The sequence below is a fragment of the Haloferula chungangensis genome (assembly GCF_042664875.1).
In the GTDB taxonomy this organism is placed as follows: Bacteria; Verrucomicrobiota; Verrucomicrobiia; order Verrucomicrobiales; family Akkermansiaceae; genus Haloferula; species Haloferula chungangensis.
In genome coordinates, this window is sequence record NZ_JBHTBS010000001.1 from 610,480 (window position 1) to 630,809 (window position 20,330).

Genomic DNA, 20,330 nt, shown 5'->3' on the forward strand with positions numbered 1-20,330 from the left:
GAATGGATGGCCCGGACCGCTGAAAGGCCTGGAGAATGTCGACGGGTGCTTTAGTCGGTGACCTCCAAGCGGTAGAAGGACGGTGAACTGCTGTTGGGGTGGATCAGCGAGGCAGGCTCGGCGGTCGACACCGTGCCGGTGGTGTCGACGGGGTCCCAGTCCTTCAGGTCATCGGAATGCCAGAGGGTGTAGCGTCGGCCGATGAGCGTTCGGAATTCTACCGCATAGGATCCGTCGCTGAGCAGGGCTCCTGACTCGATTTGGAAGAAGTCGGAGGGGTTGCCCGGGTCGGAACCAGCCAACAGTTCTTCCCAGTCGGTGAATGGGTCGCCATCTCCGTTGTAGGTCGGGGTGCCGTATTGCAGCGGGGCGGGGTAGGCAGCAGGAGCTCCGTCGGTGAAGGGGAGCACGTAGCGGGCGTCCGTTTCCGTGGAGGGGTTGCCGGTGACATAGAAATCGATGCCGTCGCCGTTGAGCGGGGATTGACCTTCTGCCGGCAACGCATTGTACCAGGCCATCATCTCCGCTTTCAGAGCCGCGAACTTGGTGGGGTGATCCGCCTTCACGTCGTAGAGTTCCATCGGATCGCGCGCGAGGTTGAAGAGCGCTTCGAGCGATCCATTGCGATAGTACTTCCACTCGCCGTCCCGGATGGCGATTTCACTGCCCCAGTCCCAGAACATCGGCTGGGGTCGGGTGAGCAGCGCTTCGTCTCCCTTCAGACGGGGGAGGATATCGACGCCGTCGAACTCGGGCGGAATGGTGCCGCCTGCCAGCTTGAGGGCGGTGGCGGTGAAATCGAGGGTCCAGACTGGTTCATCGATCACCTGTCCCGGGGGGATCGTCCCTTTCCAATAGGCGAACATGGGCACCTTGATGCCGCCTTCCCAGAGCGAGCCTTTCTCGCCACGCAGGGGGAGGTTCTCGTTGCCGGTCCAGGCGCCGAGGGTGCCGCTGCCGGGCATGCCGTTGAAGAACTTCGGTTGGGCACCATTGTCGCCTGAGAACAGGATCAGGGTGTTTTCCTCGATACCCAGTTCACGCAGCTTCTGCATGACACCCGCGACGGCGTCGTCGATGGCGAGGACGAGTCCGAGACCGAGGCGGCGGATGTCGTTCATCTCCGCCGAGTAGTGGGGATAGTTCAGCACCGGGAAGTTGGTGTAGTAGGGGTCGTTGGTGCTCATGCGCGGCAGATGTGGGCCGTAGAGGGAGAGGTAGAGGAAGAAGGGCTGGTCGCAGTTGCGCTCGATGAAGGCCTCGGCGGCCTCGCCCTGGACGATCACGCGGTTGCGCGAGTCCGCGATGGATTGCACCGGGTCGACGGTGTTGCCCGCGAGGTCGAAATTGGCGACATAGGGGCTGATGGAGTTCCGCCAGTGTTCCTGAAAGCCGCGATTCTCCGGATTGTAGGCGGATCGGGTCCCGGGGAAGTCCGTGCCTTCAACGGCCTCATTGTGCGGTTCCAGATGCCACTTTCCGATCATGCCGGTTTGGTAGGTTCCGAGGGCGCTGATTCTCTCGGCGATGGTGGGGATATCCAGAGGCATCGGGTTGGCTCCCCAGATGGGTCCATTCTGCCGAGTGCCGAAGGTATTTTGAATGCGTCCTGACATCAGTCCAGCGCGGGATGGAACGCACTGGGGGGCCGTGCAATAGCCGTGCCGCATGAGGGCACCGCCTGCCGCCAGCAGGTCCATGGCGGGTGTTTGGACATTGGTGTCGACGCCGTGGATTCCGAGGTCGGTGTAGCCGTGGTCATCGGTGAAGATGATGATGACGTTGGGAATGGTGGTATTCGGAACCTTGGGCTCCGGGGGAAGGGGAGGAGGTCCCACCGTGACGGCATCGATGGCGAGCGAGCGGTCGGTGGATGCCGCCGCGCTGTATGAGGCGATGGTGAAGCTCAGGATGTCGTCCTCGGCCTCGGCCTGGACCTCCAGCGAGAAGCTGAAGGAGACTGGAGAGGAATCGTTGGCCTGTGTGCCGAGCAGCACCGGGGAAAGAGAAGCGCGGGTGGTGGTTTTCGTACCGTCCTGCAGGATGGCCTCGCAGTAGATTTCGTCGTTCCGGCGTGCCATGCCATAGACGGTCATATGCCTTATCTCCGTGCTTCCGACCGTGGTATCCACGCTGTAGTAGGCGCCTTTCGTGAGATCGAGGGTGGGAGCTCCTCCGAGAAGACCGATCGAATACTCCCTCCGCCGATAGTCATCCGGATCATGCGCCGTCGGCGCGCTGGGGTTGTTCACGGTGCCGGTTCCATCGCTCCAAGTGTAGGTATGGGCGGTCCGGTTTTGTGCGAGTGCCGAGCCACCGCCCTGCGCCGTGAGTGCGATGGTGCTATCAATTTTTTCTGCAAAGGTATCGGTAAGCTCGTCCGGCCCGTTCATCCACCAGTCATCGGCGAGATCAAGATCGACGCCGAGGACTGCCCCCTCGTTGTAATCGCCGTTGTAGCTGATGGGTGTCGCATGGAGAGCGCAGTTGCAACAAAGCGCAGCTGAGAGACTAAGGAGGGTTTGCTTCATTTGGTGGGTTCTTAGGGCTGGTGGGCGTAGCCTTCGCCCAGAAGCTTCGGCGATTGTCGGGTGCTGTCACGGCACACGAAGATGTGTCACCTTCTTGCAAGCTCGCCCGAGAAGGGCGGTTCTTAGGTTTCCTCCGCGCGGGTGATTCGCTGGCGGGTCATAGGCCGGGTAGGAATAACGGTGTCATTGCCCATCCCGTCGCTCCGCGTGTTCCTCACTCACTGTCCAGTTCTTCAGGGGAACACTCTACGATCGCATGATTGACTGGTTACTTCGCATGCGCTCGATAAAAGCCTGAGCCTCCCGGAGCAGGGAGGGGGTCCGTCAACTCAGTTGTTTCCGAGGTGTCGGCTAGGAAATCCTCAAGGGGAAACCAGGTGTCCAGGTCATAGGAGACTTCCAGTAAGTACGAGCGGCCGCTCACTGTGGGGAAGGAGAGAACTTTGTTCTCGCGCTCATCCCTTATCTGTAATTTCCAGAATTCCGACGGGTCAAAGATCGAAGTGCCTGCAATCATCTCGTCAAAATCCAGCACGCCGTCGCCATCGGTATCGATGTTGGCTTCCAGCACATACGGATCGAGGCCGTTCTCCACCTCGATGTTATCCGGAAGACCGTTCCCATCGGAATCGGGGTCGCGCAGATTCTCAAGGGCATCGCCATCGGGATCATTCAGTCCCTCCGCACCATCAGCCTGACCGTCGCCATCCTGATCCCCGGAGGAGGCAATCACCCATTCCAGCTGGAAAGAGGCTCCCGACAGGTCGGAGGGGTAGATCCGCATTCCGGTGATTGAATCGGACCAGTCGGAATCAGCCGCGCAATCAAAGGAAATCAGCTGATCCGAGCCCGCGCTCGTATACGTTGCCGTCACCTCCTTGGTGATGTCATACGTTCCATCCTGATCGGTAATCCACCGCAGTTTGCAGGTTCCGTTTGCCGAGGCGTTGATCCGTAATAGCAGGTGGCTGAATTCTCCGGAACCGAAGAATAATTGTGCTCTCTGAAGATATGCCGAGCCGGATGAACTGGTGCCGGAGAGCTTGCCTCCGTTCACTTGCTGACCAGTGACTCCCGAGACGGTCCAGCCTTCAAAGTTGTCATTCGTTTGAAACTCAAACCCGTAGTCTGAAGCGTCGTGGGGGTTTCGATGTGCCAGATATTCCGTGTAACTCACCACTCCATCACCATCATGATCGGGATAGAGTTCCCCTCCGGGGTAGAAATCATCAGCAGTATATTGAACCAGCTTCTGATTGTAGGCGCTTCCGCCGAAAAGCAAGCGCTCGCCCAGCCGGGTTTGAACATCCCCGGTTGGACGATCACCTGCCGGTAATGCGAGGAATTCTTCATTCGCATTCAGCAGCGTCATGGCATCGAGAGCCGCCAATTCCAAGTGGGAGGCGCCGTTCGTCAGTTCGGGAATGATGTAGTTGTTTAAGGCGCGATCGCGTTGGCCCAGTCGGGCGAGGGCAACGGCGGCGGCCAAGCGGACGTTCGGGTCAGGATCTGCCAAGGCGGTTTCCACCGCGGCGATGGCCGGACGCGCATTTCTTCCGAGCATGCGCAAACCCATGGCGCCCCAGTAGCGGATAAGGACGTTTGGATCCTGCACCGCCGATACAAATAGAGGAAGATTGGCAGGGTTTCGCATGCTGGCGGCATTGGCGAGGGGCAGGATGGTGGCGATGGGGAAATTGCCATTGGACTGCGCCCAGCTATGGATCGTATCGCTTCCGGAACCGTCGATGACCTCCATCATCGGTTCGGGGATGAGGCCCGTATCACGGTTGGCGAGCATGTGGCCGTCAAGGGCGCTCCTCATCGACGACAAGGTGGATGCGTAGGCAGGATTGGCTGCGAGGTTGTTGACTTCGTGCGGGTCGGCATTGGTATCGTAGAGCTCTTCGGAGGGGCGCTGCTCGAACAGTGCGGAATGTTCCGGCGAGGTGTTTCCCTTGGCGTATTCGTGCCACTGCCCTTCCTGGCCAGGCTGTCGAGAGAGGGAGAATTCGTTGAACTTGAAGATCGGGCGATCCGGATTGTAGTTGCGGATGTATTTGTACTGCCCGTCGGTGACACCTCTAACCAAATTGATGGCTTCGTCAGCGCGATCCATAAAGAGGAAGGCAGTTGCGGGTGCGGGACCCGGCGTTTCGCCCATAAAGGCTGTGCCGGTCATTTCTGCCGGAGGAGTGACTCCTGCCAAAGTCAACCAAGTGTAGGGCATGTCGAGAAACTCCACCAGCCGGTCGGTATAGGCGCCGTCCGCATCGGTGCCGGTGATTGCGGGAGCCAGATGCTGCAAGGCAGGTGGCACATATACGATCATGGGAACCCGCGTGCCGGAATCATACAGATAGCGCTTCGATCGGGTAAGAACACCGCCGTGATCAGAGCAGTAGACCACAATGGTGTTGTCCGCCACGCCCCTTGTTGTCAATTCCGCGACAAGTGCGCCCACCTCATCGTCCATGTCTTCCAAGTCGGCATACATCTGTTGCCAGTCGGAAAGACTTGCGGTCGTCTTCATTTCATAGGGCGGCTGGACTGCATTGATTGCGGACTGCGTGGGAAGGGCGTCCCCATTGTTAAAGGCGCTCTGCGTGCTGCTGATCTGCCCTTCGTGGGTTGTTCCAATGTTGATGATGCAAAAGAACGGGGTGTCGGCGGTGGGGCGATTCTTATAGTGCGCATTAGGGCCCATGTCATTCCAGACTTCCGCCGGATTCACCTGGCTTAAGGCAATGTTGAAATCATCCTTGTTGTCGTTCGTCACGTAGTATCCCGCTGCGCTGAGTCGTTTCGGGTAGTAGTCTGCGGTGAACTGCTGGGGGATCCGATAGCGACTGCGCATGGGCGTATTGCCCCGTGCAACCGAGGGTACGCCGGTTAGCCAGCAGTTGCGCGCCACTGCACAGACGGCTCCATTTGAGAAGGCTGAGGTGAAGCGAACGCCGGTGGAGGCGAGAGTGTCGAGGTTGGGGGTGCGTGCGACGGGGTCGCCGTAGCATCCGAGGAAGCGGCCATTGTCCTCGCTGGTAATCCAGAGGATGTTGGGACGCGGAGATGGCGGGGAGGGGGGCTGCACTCCGACATCGGCGGCTGTCGTTCCGATGCGCAGCTCATCGACCTTCATGCCGGCGCGCAGAAAGCGCATGTCCATGTTCTCCGAGGCGAGAGCAGCACCACCGTCATACTTAATGTCACCGGTGGCCGTGAGATTTGCACCGCCTAGAGCAACGGTGACATCCGGATCGATCCAGAGCTTCCACACATCGGAACCCGCCGTATCGGAAAAGACATACTGTCCGACGATCAGGTGGTTGGCCCCGGTGGAAACGGTTGTGGTGCCGTTGGCGGAAGTGCCGGACATACCCCAGAGTTCGACCCCACCCAGTTCATTGATCACGAGCATGGTGTCGCTTCCATTGTTGCGAATCACAGCATCGCCGCCGCCTTGGAAAAGCTGAAAGCGGAATTCGTCACCATTCGAGTCACCTGGGGTGGCGTTGACCATCAGTGAAAACCAGACCTCATCCCCATCATCGGTGAATCCAGATGCATTCCACCCGCGCGTGATTCCCTGCACATTGCCTCCCACCGGATTCGATAAGGAATTGCCGTTGGTCGGCAGGTTGGGATAGGTCAGATCGGCTGCTGGATTTGCCACGGTGACTCCTGCGGGAGCCGCCCAGGCTCCGCTCCACCCGGCACCTCCGTTCTGTGAGTTCAGAGCTGCTCCGGCAGGATAGTCGAAGTCTTCATGAGCGATGTCTGTTGCGTGAGCGGTTTGCAGTCTGAGTAAAAGAAGCACTACCGGATAGATGATTTTGACGGACTTCATGGGTGGGTTTTTTCTCACACTGGTTTGGTCGTCCGGTGGCTTCGGCCTAAGCCACGCCAGTGGTGGTGAGATTGTCTGGAAGGTTTAGGGGGCGGAGAGGGAGAGATCAGTAGACGTGTGCAACACCAAAATAGGAGCCAGGATTCCGGAGAGCCTCTCCATCAGTGGAACGGTTTGAGAAACAGGACATGCTGCCCTGTTCTAGGACTTCCCTACCCGTCCAGACCCTCTTTGCTCAGAATTAAGGGCCGAGGTTAAGATGATCTCAAGAGACACGATTGTGTGTCAGGTCGAGGAGGGGAGTTTCCGAATAGGCTTTCCCATGATTCAAGATCTCCGGGCGAGAAGCCCGATGACGTTGACGAAATATTGGATGCCGATCGTGTGCGTCGTCGGTGTGCTGATGGGGCAGGGGTTGTCCGCCAAGTTGCCGGAGAAGCCGAACGTCGTGGTCATCCTGGTGGATGACATGGGCTTCTCGGACATCGGCTGTTTTGGTGGTGAGATTCCGACGCCGAATATCGACGCGCTTGCGGCGGGAGGGCTGCGTTTCACCCGTTTCTATAATGCGGGCCGCTGCAGCCCGAGCCGGGCTTCGCTGCTTACCGGGCTCTATTCGAATCAGGCGGGCGTCGGGCGGCTGGTCAAGGACCAGAAGCTACCGGGCTACCGCGGCGGGCTGAATGATCGTTGCGTGACCCTGGCGGAAGTGCTGGCTCCGGCGGGTTATCTAACAGCAATCACCGGCAAGTGGCATGTCGGAGGCGAGGACGGGCTCGAACCCGGTCCGTGGATGAGGGGTTTTGAGCGCGGACTGAACGCGCCAACAGGTGGATTCTATTTCGGCTCGGCAAAAGGTTTGAAATTGTACCTGAATGGCGAGGAGATCGATGGAAAGGACCACCGCCTTCCGAAAAACTGGTACGCCACCGACCTGTGGACCGAGTATGGATTGAAGTTCGTCGACGAGGCGATCTCGGAGAAGAAGCCATTCTTTCTCTATCAGGCGAACTGTGGGCCGCACTTTCCGCTGCAGGCACCGGCGGAAGACATCGCCGCGTTCCGGGGAAAATACCGGATGGGATGGGACGAATTGCGGAAGAAGCGCTACGCGAAGCAAAAGGAACTCGGGGTGATTGGTGAAAACTGGGAGCTGTCGGCCCGCCCAAAGGAGGTTCCGGCATGGGACTCGCTCAGTGAGGAAAAGAGGGATCAATTGGATCATGTGATGGCCGTCTATGCAGCCGTGATGACGAGGCTCGACAAGTCGGTGGGCGATCTGGTGGCGGGATTGAAACAGCGCGGGGTGTTGAACAACACGCTGATCCTTTTCATGAGCGACAACGGCGGCAGCGGCGAGTCTGGTGCGAAAGGCGCATTCAAGGGCGATCCGACGAAGGCAAACTCACGTTGGCTGAGCGGAGCTGGCTGGGCCTATGCTCAGGACACTCCGTTTTTCCTCCACAAACGCTTCAATCACGAAGGCGGTATCGCCACTCCCTTGATCGTCTATTGGCCGGATGGCATCGACACGAAAGGAGAGCTGAGGAAGCAGACCGGTCACTTGATCGATCTCATGCCCACTCTGGTCGATGTCTGTGGGGCAACCTATCCGAAAGACTTCAAAGGTCACGCGGTTCAACCAATGGAGGGCGTCAGTTTGGTCCCTGCTCTTTCTAACAAGTCGCTTGATCGAAACGAGATTTACTGGGAGCACCAAGGCAATGCCGCACTGCGCAGCGGAAACCTGAAACTGGTGCGCAAGCTGAAGACCGGGAAATGGGAACTCTACGACATCGAAACCGACGGGACAGAAACCCACAACCTGGCGTCCGAACAGCCTGAGAAGGTCGAGGTTCTCACGAAGAAGTGGCAGGCTTGGGCCGAGCGGGCCAACGTGCTTCCCGCACCCTAACGGAAGCCTTCATAGACCCTTGAAAGATTCTCTTTTCATGAGCCCAACCAACTTGATTCCCATCGTCCTTTCCCTCCTGCTCTCACCTCTTGTCGGGCAGTCCGTAGTGGCCGAAAACGGCCTTCTTCGCGTGAAGGGCAGTCGGATCGTCAACCGTGAAGGAACCGCCGTTTCGCTGGCCGGAAACAGCTTCTTCTGGAGCCAGTGGGATCATTCCGGATTCTGGAATCCCAAGTGCGTGGCTTGGCTGGTGGACGACTGGAACAGTGCGATCATCCGGGCACCCATGGGTGTCGAAGAACCGGGTGGCTATCTTGAGAAGCCGGAGGAGAACGAGCGCAAGCTTCGGACCCTGGTGCAGGCGGCGGTGAACGAAGGGGTCTATGTGATCATCGACTGGCACTCGCACTACGCGGAAAAGTCGACGGCGGAGGCGGTTGAGTTCTTCGAGAGAATGGCGAGGTCTTATGGCGGGCTGGATCACGTGATCTACGAGATCTACAACGAACCGAAGAAGACGGAGTGGTCCGAGATCAAGGAGTATGCGGAAACCGTGATCGCCGCTATCCGACGCATCGATCCGGACAAGCTCATCGTCGTCGGGACGGGTGAATGGTCACAGGAGGTCGACGAGCCTGCGGCGGATCCGATCACCCAATGGCCGAACATCGCCTACACGCTTCACTTCTACTCCGACAAGCACGGCCAATCACTAAGGGATCGGGCGGATGCGGCCTTGGCTCAGGGTATTGCTCTTTTCGTCACGGAATGGGGCCCGGTCGGAAAGCGGGGGAAGGATCCCGAGACCGAGAAATGGATGGCATGGTGCCGGAAAAACAAAATTTCCCACTGCGTGTGGTCCGTGAACGATAAGGACGAGCCTTATTCGATCGTCAGGAAGGGCGCTGATCCGGAAGGCGGGTGGAAACCTGGTGATCTGCGGCCTGCGGGAGAGCTCGAACGTTCGATCATCTCGACATGGAATGAAAATCAGTGAAGGACCCGGGGCGTAGCGACTGAACGCTTACCGCTCTTCCAGCTGAATCTCGCTAGTTGGAAAAGTCGTCTGAGTTCACTCTATTTGATGTCCTGAACCTCGGCTTTGCCGTTCTTGTCGACGATGGTGAACTGACCCTTGGTCTCTTTCGCAAGATAGATCAGATTATCGACGGCCTTGGGCTCCATGAGTGCAATGGTGTTGATGATCGTCTTGTTGCGTTTCGCGAGCCTCCGGATGTCCTCAAGGAACTTCGTCGAGTTGCCGCTCGCTCCATCGGTCATGAAAAAGATGATTTGTGGAGGAGGTTCCATCTCGAGCGCCATTTGAAGGGGGGGAATCCAATCAGTACCGATGACCAGCTTTTGTTCCTCAATGTGATCGATGGATTCCCTCCGGGTTTTAGCGCTGTATTCCAACCACGGCACCACTTGCTTCTTTCCTTTTTGCTTCCACCCTTTGACTTTGCCCGCTGGTCCCACCCAGTCATACTCGCCACTATCGTCCTTGATCGTCGCGCGGCCGTCGTCGTAGCGCATTTTGACCTCGCTTCCCGCGACCCAGGCAGGTGCCGAGAAAAAGATGATCTGATACTTCATGGGTGCCTTGAGCTGTTTGACGGATTTCGTGAGTTCCTCACGCATCAGTTTGTGGCGGCCATCCTGGTTCATGGATCCTGATGCATCGATAACGTAGGCCACGCGCTGGGCGACAACTTCCTGCTTGAAGAAGGTGGTCGCACCACCACCCGCATCACTCTCGTTTCCGGCTTCCCAGCCCGCACCAAAGTCGTCACCGCTGCCGAAATCAAGGGAGATGTCTACCGGGTCCATATCAAGCTCCGGTACCGGGATTGCCGTGACCGAAGTGGTATTCGCAGCGATGACGCGTGCCTGAGACGAGGATGGTGCCGTCGGTTTCTTCGAGATGTTGAGCTTCTTTTGCTGCTGGATCTTTTCCTCGCTTTTCATGGGAGCACTGTAAGCGACCATGGTCGTGGTCTCTTTCGTGAATCCGGGTATCAGGATAAAGACGAAGATCAGGCCGATGAGGATGATGATCAGAAACGAAACAATGATGCTGGTGGCCGCGGAATTGCGCCTCTGTTTCCTGAGGATTACTTCCTGTTCGGGTGAAGGTGGGATGTAGATGTGAGACATGAGAAACTTTCTAGTTAGTGATATCGGTTGTCGTGAGCGAGGGTGTTGGATCGATATGGAGTTTCTTGGATGAAGAATGCCAGGGGCTGCTTGGTCTGAAGTTGAATTCGCAGGCCTACGGCAGGCGATTTATCCTGGGTCACGATGTTCGGGTTCGAACACCCTGCCCGCGATCGTCACGCGATCGGCGACGATGTCTTTGGCGTGCTTCAGGGTGCTGGCTGCTCCGGCGGAATCGATCTGGATGTCGGAGAGAAACATCCGGCGGATCGGCGCTTCCTCGACTCCGACGATTTCGAAAGGTTTCTTCTCCACCGTTCGACAACGGATGTCCGAAATGTAGAAGTCGTTGAACTTGGTGGGGAAGTCGTTCCCCCGATGACTGTGGTAGTCCATGGTGAACAGGATCATGTTGTCGCGGCAGGACTCGATATCCAGTTCCCGGATATAGACACGCTGCACCTGTCCGCCGCGATCGAGGTTGCATTTGAAGTTCACCGCAAACCTCGCGTTAATAATGACGTTCTTCTCAACGAACACGTTCTCCACGCCGCCGGACATTTCGGACCCGATACAAAAGGCATTCGTGTTAGCCTGCAGACGGTTGTTGCGCACGATGATGTTCCGGATGGGTGGGCGCTTCCAGGCATCCTGGTCGCGTCCGGCCTTGATCGAAATCGCATCGTCGCGGGTCTTCACCGTGCATCCCTCGATCAGTACATCCTCGCAACTGTCCGGATCGATCCCGTCGTCGTTCAGCGTGCCTCCCCGGACGTTCAAGTTGCGAATGATGATGTTCTTCGAAAAGACCGGGTGGATCGTCCAGAACGGGCTGTCCTTGAGCGTGAGCCCTTCGAGCAACACATTCTCGCATTCGTGGACCTCGAACAGGCACGGCCTTAGATAATGGGGGTTTCCGTCGCCGTATCCATCATCCTTGCCGTCACCATCCAGATCCAGAAACCCATTGCCGAACACCCGCTGCTCATCTGGGATGGTGTCGTTGCCCATCTGGCGGAGCACTGCTTTGTCCGGCTTTTGCTTATTGCGCCAGGTCTTGCTCCATTTGACGGCATTACCGTCGATGACGCCCTCGCCGGTGATGGCGATGTTTTTGAGTCCGTTGCCGTAGATCAGAGGCGAGTAATTGTAGCACATGGTGCCTTCCCAGCGGACCTTCACCGCCGGAAGGTAGCTTTCCGCCTTGGAGCTGAAGAATATCCGGCTGCCCTTTTCCAGATGGAGATGAATGTTGCTCTTCAGGTGGATCGGGCCATCGACAAAGTAGTCGCCCTCTGGAAACACGATCTTGCCGCCCTTTTGGCTCACCGAGTCGATGGCCTTCGCGATGGCTTTCCGGTTGTCGGTTTCTCCATCGCCCACACCACCGAAGTCGGCGATTCCGACGGAATGGTCGGGAAACACCGGCGGCTGGATGCGATCGAGGATCTTGTCCATCTGGGCCCACCCCGCCTCTTCGGCATCGCGTGCGCTTTCGAGGGAGAATTCAGCGGCCTGTGAACTCATGGCCATCGCGACGATGACGGCGGCGACTCGGAACTCAGCGGGTGTTATCTGAATTTTGGAGATCACTTGTTCTTCCGCTTTGCGGGTCTTTTCTTCGGCTCGGGGATGAAGTATTCCCCATCCTTGCCAACGTATTGCGCCTTGGCGTCCTGCAAGTGTCGATAGACCGGTTCTCCCCCTGCGTCCTTGAATTGCCTCACGTGTTCATCCTCCCAGACTTTCCACTGGGCGAGCATCTGCTTGAAGCGCTCCGGTTCGGATGACGAGAGGTCCCGCATTTCCGTGCGGTCTTCCCTGAGGTTGTAGAGCGCCCATGGTCGTTCCCAGTCCGAGACCAGTTTCCAGTCGCCGGCGATCATCGCCCGGTGGTCGAAGAGCTGGAAGTAGAGCGCTTCGTGACCTTCTCGTTCTTCGCCCGCAAGAATCGGGAGCAGGCTTTTCCCGGGGAGTGGCTTGAGGGTCTGGCCGTCGGACTCGGCTGGCCATTCGCCCCCACCGGCGTCGAGGATGGTGGCCATCAGATCGATGATGTGTCCGGCCTGATCAGTGATGCTTCCGGCATCCTTGATTCTGTTCGGCCAGGAAATCACGCAGGGGGAGCAGCTTCCTCCGTTGTACATGTTCCGCTTGTAGTGCTTGAACGGGGTGGCACTCATGTGAGCCCAGCCGAGGCCGACGTGGATGTTGCCGACACCCTTTTCCAACTGCTCGACCGAGCGCTGGCCATGGTCGTAAGGGCTGGCACCGTTGTCACTCAGGTAGATGACGAACGTATTGTCGGCCTCACCGTGCTCCTCGACCTTTGCCAGAATCCTGCCGATGGCGCGGTCCATCCGGTTCATCATTGCGGCGTAGGTCGCCATGCGCATGTCCTCGAAGTCCTTCTCTTCCTCGCTGAGATTATCCCATGCCGGGATGGTTGCGGGGCGGGGGGGAAGGGTCCAGCCGGGCTTGACGAGACCGAGTTTCTTCAGCTGATCGAATCGTTCCTGACGAATCCGGTCCCAGCCCTTGAGGTACTTGCCACGATACTTCGCGATGTCCTCGGGCCATGCGTGCAGGGGCGAATGGGGGGCGTTGAAGGCCAGATACATGAAGAATGGTTTCCGGGGATCCTTGCCGTGCGCCTGTTCGATGAACTTGATGGCATAGTCCGCGTTCGCGTCCGTCGCGTAGAATCCTTCGACCTTCTCAGCATCGAATGGCTTGGAATCAAGACGGTATGAGTTGTTGCCCCGGAAGTAGTCGGTGGCGCCGCTGAGATGGCCGAAATAGCGGTCGAAGCCACGGTCCACGGGGTTGCCCTGCATGTGCCATTTGCCGACGGCGAAGGTGTCGTAGCCTGCCAGCTTCATGGCTTGACCCATGGTTATACCGTTTCTAACACCCAGCCCGCTGGTCTGCCAGTATTGTCCGCTCATGAGCGAGGCCCGGGTCGGCTCGCACTTCGCGGAATTGTAGAATTGGGTGAAGCGGATTCCCTCATTGGCAAGCTGGTCAATATGAGGCGTCGAGATCTCGGAGCCGTAACATCCAAGGTCGGAGTAACCCATATCATCGGCAAGAATGAGGAGAATGTTAGGTTTTGAAGATGTGGCGTCCAACTTCGGTGCGGCTTGAAGTGCGGCAACCGATGCGGCGAAGGCGAATAGCCCCGGTGCGAGCATGGAAAGCTGATAGGTCGTCATGAGTTTGGTGCGAGGTCGGAGGGTATGCGATCATTCAGATCCTCGGCCTTGGATTTCGCCGTTGTCCTTGTAAGTCATGCATCGGATGGGGATACCGGCACTGGAGTTCGTCCAGTCGGGCACGATCATCAGCGCAAGGTGGGCATTGGCTCGCGCGATTGACTGGTCCTTTGAATGACTCGACTTTCGCAGGTCCGTTTTCGAAAAGCTCGGGAGCCCTGCCGCTAGCAAAGACAGGAGAATTATGATCAATAGCGTCGCAATGAGGGCGAAACCGTTCTGCCGACGGGAACTGCCTGGCTTCCTTGAGGTTGAGTGAGGGCTATGGATTAATGGTGTAATTTCCAAGTAATCTAAGAAACGTCTCATTAGATAGGGTTAAAGTGCGTTTGGAAGTGGGTTGGTTCAAGGGACACGTATGTGTCTCACCTAGGGGTCGGACTGCGGCATTCGAACAGCCTCACGGGAGGGACGGAGGAGGAGCCCGCTTCGATGATTGAGGGAGCGGAATGCTGCTTAGGGAGGGGAGAGTTGAAGCCGCTCCGTAGAGTGCCGCTGCCAAAGCAAATCGAGACTTTTGGCGATCTCAGCATCGGTACCGACGACCAGCCAATAGCGGTAGCGCAAGGTGGAGCGGGGGCCGAGGGGGACGAAGGCGACGGGAGCAATGTGGACGCAAGGTCCCGCCAGTGGATCACTCGTTCCGGACTTCGCGTGGGGGCCGAAGTTCCATGACTCGGCGTTGGGACTGAAAATGGCGATGCCTTGACCCGAGGCATCGAAGCAAGCCATGGCCTTGCGCTGGATCTTGGTGCGTCCCCAGGGAGGGCCGGGCGCGGTGGTCTCGGTTTTCCATTTTCCGTCTCCGAGGTAGCTCTTGAAGGTGTCGAAGTTGCGCGTGAAGTAGGTGGCGGGAAGTTCTTGCGGGTTTCTGGCCTTGGCTCCCCAACGATCGCTTTCCCCGCGTCTCGAAATCAATTCGCAGCGCACGGTGACGACGTTCTTCACCCCTGGTTCGAGGGTGGTCCACTGGCGCATCAGCGCGGTCGCTTCCTCGTCCGGCATGTCCCAGAGTTTGGGAATCGTCTCGCCGAAGAGCGCACCGTCGTTGTCTTTCTCAAAGTGGGTGACCCTTGCCCAGGATCCCACGCCGCCGCCTTGAATGGGATTCCAGCTCCACGGGCTCCAGTCGTGGTGTTGCCCGTCGGCCCTGCGGTCAATCCTACGGCCGGCATAGTAGGACTGCTGGATGAGTCTGCCGGGATCGTAGATGTTGACGGTGTTTTCCGGGTAGTCGTTCCAGGAGAGCCAGGTGATCGAGGCTCCCTTGCTCCTGTCGATACCGATCCGGAGATCACCGTCTTGGAGGAAGAGCATGTTCTCGGGATCTGGAACAGCCGGTGGCTCCTCCACTCCTTGCAGGGAGGAAATGAGCAGCGCCACGAGGATTATCGCGGCCGCAGGAAGAAGGAATGCCTTCATTTCTAAGACTTAGGTTTCACGGGCCGCTTCTTGTCCGCTGGCGGCTTTCCTTTCGCGATCGGCTTGAGCTTGGCGACGCCTTCGCGTTCCGGGTGGTAGGCCGAGGGTTTGAAATTCGGATTGGGGACGGGAGTCACCGCATTGGTGTCCTTGAGGAAGGCCTCGATCAGGAGATCCATGCTTTTCACTCGTTCGGGTTCCTTTTGCGAGAGGTCGTTCTTTTCGCCGATATCCTCGCGAAGGTTGTAGAGTAGCCAGCGATGGGCGCCGTCCTCTCCCTGATGGAAGAGACGGATCAGCTTCCAATCGCCGCGCCAGACCGTGACCGAGGGAGGCAGCCAGCCGGGAATCGGAGGGCTGTGGGGGAAATAGCTGAAAATCGTCTCACGTTCGAGCGGTTTGCCCTCAAGAGCGGGCAGGATGCTGACGCCGTCGAATTGCTGGTTCGGCTCGACCGGTAGTCCGAGGGCCTGGACGAAGGTTGGGTAGAAGTCGGCACCCTGAATCAACGAGTCGCTCCGAGTCTCCGGTTTGACCAGGCCCGGCCAGTCGACGATGCAGGGCACCCTGACGCCGCCTTCATAGACGTTGGCCTTTCCGCCGCGCAGCGGGGCGTTGCTGGTGGGAGTCGAGCCCTCGACCTGATTGTACATGTTGCCGCCATTGTCGGAGTAGAACACGATGATGGTGTTGTCGGCGATGCCGAGTCGGTCGATGGTGTCAAGCAGGGTTCCGACGGCATCGTCCATGCTTTCGATCATGGCGGCGTAGATTGCAGATCGCTGAGGTTCGTCGGGGTTGATCCGCTTGCGGTACTTGGCGATCAGCTCCTTCTTCGCATCGAAGGGGGCATGGACACTGAACATCCAGTAGTTGAGGAAGAAGGGTTTGTCCCGGTTTGCTTCCATGAACGCAGCGGCTTCCTTGGCCATGCGATCCTCGATGTGTTCGTTGGGAATGTCCGGATCATGGTCGAAGTCCTTGAACTTCCAGGGCGCGACAAAGCTGCCGGCCGGGCCGGGTCCGGGCCAATGAGGGATGTCAACGTCGAATCCATGTTCGAGGGCCGAGTAGGGTTTGGAACCAAGATGCCATTTCCCGAAGTGTCCGGTGGCGTAGCCTGCCGCCTTGAGGGTCTTGGAAAGAGTCGGATATTTGGTGTTGAGACGGCTCACTGGGGTTGGCTGAATCGACTTGTGCCCTGCGGCCGCCTTCTTTCCGGGAGTCGCCTTAAGGACGATTGGCGGGGTGTGGCAGTTGGGGGTGGTCAAGCCGGTCCTCGCCGGGCTCAGGCCGGTCAGGATCGCGGAGCGGGTGGGGGAGCAGAGCGGGCTGTCGGAGTAGGCGCGGGTGAAGGTCATGCCGCGTTTGGCGAGGCGCTCGATGTTCGGCGTCTCGTAGAGCTTGGTGTGGCCGTAGAGCGTTGTATCCGCCCAGCCGAGGTCGTCGGCCAGGATGAACACGATGTTGGGTTTCGCATCCTTCGCCTGGAGTAGGGCCGGAGCGATGATGAGCAGGGTGGTGAGGATGGAACGCAGTGGCTTCATGATTTGAGTGACTTTGTGAATTGGAACGGTTGGTGTTGCCGGTATCCGGGCGGGTCCCGATTTACCGCCTGGCGGCAGCTTTGACATCAGAGCAGCGAACGAAGACCTCGCGGATTGGCATCGATTCCCGTGGCCGGAGTTCGAGAGTCGCGTGGGAAGTCCGCTCCGTGGGTGAGGATGATGGTGCCTTTACGCGGATGGTGAGCCCACCCTTCCAGTTGGACGGGTTGAAGATGAGTTTCGACGGCTCGCATTCGAGAGCGACGGATCCGGAGCGCTGCTTCAGTTCGACCTCGAGGTCGCCCTTCGGAGCCTTCTTCAGTCTGACAGTGAAGCTGGCCTCCGACTCCGTTCCGAGTTCAAGGAAGGGATGGAGTTCCCCGGCGATGACCAGCTCCTGATCCGAGAGGTTCTCATATCCCCGGTGGTCCGAGCGCAGGCTCGCGTTGGTCTTGCCCGCCTGCTTGGAGAGCTCTTTCGAGAGGGGGGGCTGGGACCTCGATACATCGGTCTCCTCGACGAAATCGCTGTTGAGGTCGACGACCCTGCCCATGCGCCCGCCGACATGCAGCTTGTGCGATCCGTCGCTCACCGTCTGGACCTTGCCGGGAAGAGCCCTGACATGGAAGAAGTAGGGCCTTGGTGAACTCGCCTCCGGCAATTTGGTGAGGAAGGGCCAGAGGTCGTAACCATCGGTACCCCGGTTCTCCGGAAGCGATCCGCCGCAGCGAGTCGCGAAGGTCGGGAACCAGTCGAGCCCCGAGACGAGTTCGTTGGAAACGACGCCTGCCGGGATTTCACGGGGAAAACGAATGATGGCGGGAACCCGTGTACCCCCTTCCGTCAGGGATGCCTTGCCGCCCTGGAAGGGAAACGAGCTGCCGATCTCACCCCCAATGCCCTTCTTGGCCGGCGGCCAGCCGGTCCACGGACCGTTGTCGGAGGTGAAGACGACGATGGTGTTTTCGGACAGGCCGAGCTGGTTGAGTTTCGCCATGATCCGGCCGACCCGGAAATCAAGCTCGTGGATGACGTCATGAAACGGGCTTTCCCCGATCTCGTGGATCTCCCTGTTTCCCTTGCCCTTGAGGAAGCTGCGCTTGCCCAGGAGCTTGGTGCTGCTGCCCACGAAATCGGGATGGGGAATCATCGGCGCGTGGGGGGCGTGGGGGGCGAAGTAGATGAAGAAAGGTTCTTCCTGGCATTGATCCAGGAACTCGAGCACCTCGCCGGTCATTCTTTCCAGGAGATCCGCTTGATTGGTGTCCTTGACGGTCTCCACGAGCGTCTCCTGGTCGTAGAGTTTCGGGTTCTGGTTGTTGCTTCGGGTAATGCCCCAGAAGCGGTCGAATCCGTGACGGGTGGGAAGTTGCTGGATATGGTTCCCGAGGTGCCACTTGCCGATGGCGGCGGTCGCATAGCCGTGATCCTTGAGGGCTTCGGCCAGGGTCACCTCGCGGGTGTTGAGCCCGTAGTCATGCTTGGGGGAGATGGCGCCGGTGAATCCGAGGCGTGCCGGGATCATGCCGGTGAGAAGTCCGCCGCGGGACGGCGTGCAAATGGCCGCCGGCGCGTGGTAGTTCGAGAACCTCACACCCTCGGCGGCGAGCCGGTCGATATGGGGGGTGAGGGATACGGACTTGCCGTCGATCGTCGCCACCGCCTGATCGGGCGCGGCGAAGGCCGAGGACTCGGGAAAGGGAGCCGGTGGTTTCCGGTCCTCGCCGAAAAGCCCGGGGAAGGAGAAGCAAGCGAGGTCATTGAAGCCCATGTCATCCGTGCAGATTATCAGGAGGTTCGGGCGCCCGTTGTTCTCGGGGGACGACTGTGCTGGAGCGAGCTGTCCTTGAATCAGCAGGGTGCTTGCTCCAATAATCCTGGCAAGCGAATGGATGGAGCTCATGGAGTGGGGTTGTAGGTGCCGCTTCACGCCCGTGGACAGATGTTTTCGACCTACCGGGCCTCGGACGCTTCCCAGATGCCGTTGGTATTGGCATCGCGCTGTTTGAAATTCTGCTCGATCCTGTCCCGGTTCTTCGTTCTCCCTCCGATGAATTCGTCCAAGGTGACTTTGCCGTCCTGGTTGGCGTCCCGTTGCTTGAACAACTTCGAGTTGGCAGCCGAGGAGTCTTCTTTGGGCTCGGAGCCCTTTTCGTCGCGTTTCGGAGGAGTCACGTTCCGCTTCCCGTCGATGTACCAATCGAAGTATTTTTCCGCAGTTTTGCTCATTCCCTCCGATTTCATGACCCAAATGCCGGGAGGGGAGAGCGTGTCGCTCCAACTCTTCAATTCAGCATGCAGACCGGCGGCGATCTCGGGGTGGCTTTTCAGCAGGTCGTTGGTCTCCTCGAAATCGTTTTCCATGTCGAAGAGATACTCGCGTTCATTACTGCGCAGGTACTTCCACTTGCCCTTGCGGATGGCCGACTGACCGAGCCATCGCCAGTGGAGAGCTTCGTGGGGTGCTCCCTTTTCCTTGCCTGTTAGATAGGGCATCAGGTTCACGCCATCCAGGACCGGATCATCAGGAAGTCCCGCGAGCTTCACCGCGGTGGCGGCGACATCGAGGGCGATCACGGGTTGGCGGTAGACCTGGCCGCCAGGGATGGTGCCCTCCCAGTGGACGACGAAGGGAACGCGAACGCCGCCCTCGGTGAGCATGCCCTTTTCACCATTCATCGGATCATTGAGGGAGCCGTCCCAACCGGGGCCGCCGCCGGGAGCGTCGACCTTGTGGATCTTGTAGGGGGCCCCGTTGTCACCGATCACGAAGATCAGGGTGTCCTTCTTCAGCTCATGTTTCTCCAAGGTCTTGATGATGCGTCCGACCCCGTCATCGACGGCGGAAAGCATGGCGAGGGCCTGACGGCGGCGCTCCGGCATTTCACCCGGAAAACGATCGAGATATTCTTTCGGGGCATCAAGCGGCACATGGGGAGCCCGGTAGGCGAGGTAGAAGAAAAACGGCTGGTCCTTGAAACGATCGATGAAGCTGCAGGTGAAGTCGGAAATGAGGTCAAGGTGGTAGCCGCCGCCATTCTGGATCTGGGGCTCAAGGTCCTTGCCCGCGAGATCCATGTTCCAGAAGCCTTTGCCGTTGCTGTTCTTGTGGAAGACCTTGTCAAAGCCGTGGCTTGAGATCTTCTCGTTCGGGCCAAGGTGCCATTTTCCGGCCATGCCGGTTGCATAGCCGGCCTTCTTCAGGCGTTCGGGCAGGGTTTCGAGTTTGTCGAAATTCGCCATGATCGAGGCGTCCTGGAACTCGGGATTTGATTCGAGGCCCCACTTGTTCTGATACTGACCGCTGAGCAGGCCTCCTCGGGATGGAACGCATTGTGGTGCGGTGCAATAGCCGTCGGTCATTCGCACGCCGCCGGCAGCGAGCGAGTCGATGTGTGGTGTCTTAACGTCCTCGAGAATGCCTTGGCAACCCAGGTCGGCATAGCCGTGATCATCGGTGTAGATGACGATCAGGTTGGGGGACTTGTTAGCGGCGCTGGATGCCAGCGGAGTCAGCATGGCGGCGGAACAGAACAAGGCTGCGGTGAAACTTTGAGAGGTAAGCATGGGTGTGATGGTCAAGAGTCGGGCCCGCCGACCTCCGAGGAGGCTGACGGGCCCTGCTTTTCGGTTATT

General features: G+C 58.6%; 11 protein-coding genes. 2 read left to right on the top strand and 9 right to left on the bottom strand.

What is annotated here, in order from left to right; all coding sequences use genetic code 11:
* Positions 1–50 precede the first annotated feature (50 nt).
* Both ACFQY0_RS02430 and ACFQY0_RS02435 read right to left on the bottom strand, forming a co-directional pair.
* Positions 51–2,531, bottom strand: coding sequence for a sulfatase-like hydrolase/transferase (locus ACFQY0_RS02430; RefSeq protein ID WP_379708718.1), 2,481 nt, complete (start codon positions 2,529–2,531; stop codon positions 51–53).
* Positions 2,532–2,799: 268 nt separating this feature from the next.
* A complete protein-coding gene (locus ACFQY0_RS02435; protein WP_379708720.1) occupies positions 2,800–6,378 on the bottom strand; it encodes a sulfatase-like hydrolase/transferase in 3,579 nt (1,192 codons plus the stop codon).
* Positions 6,379–6,700: 322 nt separating this feature from the next.
* Here ACFQY0_RS02435 and ACFQY0_RS02440 point away from each other — a divergent pair, with 322 nt between their 5' ends.
* Positions 6,701–8,293: an arylsulfatase gene (locus ACFQY0_RS02440; RefSeq protein ID WP_379708722.1), complete on the top strand. Its 1,593-nt coding sequence runs from the start codon at positions 6,701–6,703 to the stop codon at positions 8,291–8,293.
* A 37-nt stretch (positions 8,294–8,330) separates the two neighbouring features.
* The gene (locus tag ACFQY0_RS02445; protein ID WP_379708724.1) at positions 8,331–9,290 is read left to right on the top strand and encodes a glycoside hydrolase family 5 protein; all 960 of its coding nucleotides are present in this window, start codon (positions 8,331–8,333) and stop codon (positions 9,288–9,290) included.
* Positions 9,291–9,370: 80 nt separating this feature from the next.
* Here ACFQY0_RS02445 and ACFQY0_RS02450 read toward each other — a convergent pair whose 3' ends face one another.
* The 7 genes from ACFQY0_RS02450 to ACFQY0_RS02480 form a co-directional block, all read right to left on the bottom strand.
* Entirely contained in the window at positions 9,371–10,450 is a 1,080-nt protein-coding gene (locus tag ACFQY0_RS02450; protein WP_379708726.1) for a vWA domain-containing protein, read from the bottom strand.
* Between the two features lie 129 nt (positions 10,451–10,579).
* Complete coding sequence (locus tag ACFQY0_RS02455) at positions 10,580–12,043, bottom strand: glycoside hydrolase family 28 protein (protein ID WP_379708728.1); 1,464 nt, start codon at positions 12,041–12,043, stop codon at positions 10,580–10,582.
* Complete coding sequence (locus ACFQY0_RS02460; RefSeq protein WP_379708730.1) at positions 12,040–13,665, bottom strand: arylsulfatase; 1,626 nt, start codon at positions 13,663–13,665, stop codon at positions 12,040–12,042. The genes ACFQY0_RS02455 and ACFQY0_RS02460 overlap by 4 nt, the downstream gene beginning before the upstream one ends.
* 516 nt (positions 13,666–14,181) lie before the next feature.
* Positions 14,182–15,147, bottom strand: a complete 966-nt coding sequence (locus tag ACFQY0_RS02465; protein ID WP_379708732.1) for a hypothetical protein — start codon at positions 15,145–15,147, stop codon at positions 14,182–14,184.
* Between the two features lie 2 nt (positions 15,148–15,149).
* Entirely contained in the window at positions 15,150–16,694 is a 1,545-nt protein-coding gene (locus ACFQY0_RS02470) for a sulfatase (RefSeq protein WP_379708734.1), read from the bottom strand.
* 61 nt (positions 16,695–16,755) lie between these two features.
* The gene (locus ACFQY0_RS02475) at positions 16,756–18,597 is read right to left on the bottom strand and encodes a sulfatase-like hydrolase/transferase (RefSeq protein WP_379708736.1); all 1,842 of its coding nucleotides are present in this window, start codon (positions 18,595–18,597) and stop codon (positions 16,756–16,758) included.
* A 50-nt stretch (positions 18,598–18,647) separates the two neighbouring features.
* Positions 18,648–20,261, bottom strand: coding sequence for a sulfatase family protein (locus tag ACFQY0_RS02480; protein WP_379708738.1), 1,614 nt, complete (start codon positions 20,259–20,261; stop codon positions 18,648–18,650).
* Between the last annotated feature and the right edge of the window lie 69 nt (positions 20,262–20,330).

Coding starts and splice junctions, on each gene's coding strand:
- ACFQY0_RS02435 (WP_379708720.1), bottom strand. CDS start 6,378: ATGAAGTCCGTCAAAATCATCTATCCGGTAGTGCTTCTTTTACTCAGA.
- ACFQY0_RS02465 (WP_379708732.1), bottom strand. CDS start 15,147: ATGAAGGCATTCCTTCTTCCTGCGGCCGCGATAATCCTCGTGGCGCTG.
- ACFQY0_RS02460 (WP_379708730.1), bottom strand. CDS start 13,665: ATGACGACCTATCAGCTTTCCATGCTCGCACCGGGGCTATTCGCCTTC.
- ACFQY0_RS02450 (WP_379708726.1), bottom strand. CDS start 10,450: ATGTCTCACATCTACATCCCACCTTCACCCGAACAGGAAGTAATCCTC.
- ACFQY0_RS02430 (WP_379708718.1), bottom strand. CDS start 2,531: ATGAAGCAAACCCTCCTTAGTCTCTCAGCTGCGCTTTGTTGCAACTGC.
- ACFQY0_RS02440 (WP_379708722.1), top strand. CDS start 6,701: ATGATTCAAGATCTCCGGGCGAGAAGCCCGATGACGTTGACGAAATAT.
- ACFQY0_RS02445 (WP_379708724.1), top strand. CDS start 8,331: ATGAGCCCAACCAACTTGATTCCCATCGTCCTTTCCCTCCTGCTCTCA.
- ACFQY0_RS02475 (WP_379708736.1), bottom strand. CDS start 18,597: ATGAGCTCCATCCATTCGCTTGCCAGGATTATTGGAGCAAGCACCCTG.
- ACFQY0_RS02480 (WP_379708738.1), bottom strand. CDS start 20,261: ATGCTTACCTCTCAAAGTTTCACCGCAGCCTTGTTCTGTTCCGCCGCC.
- ACFQY0_RS02470 (WP_379708734.1), bottom strand. CDS start 16,694: ATGAAGCCACTGCGTTCCATCCTCACCACCCTGCTCATCATCGCTCCG.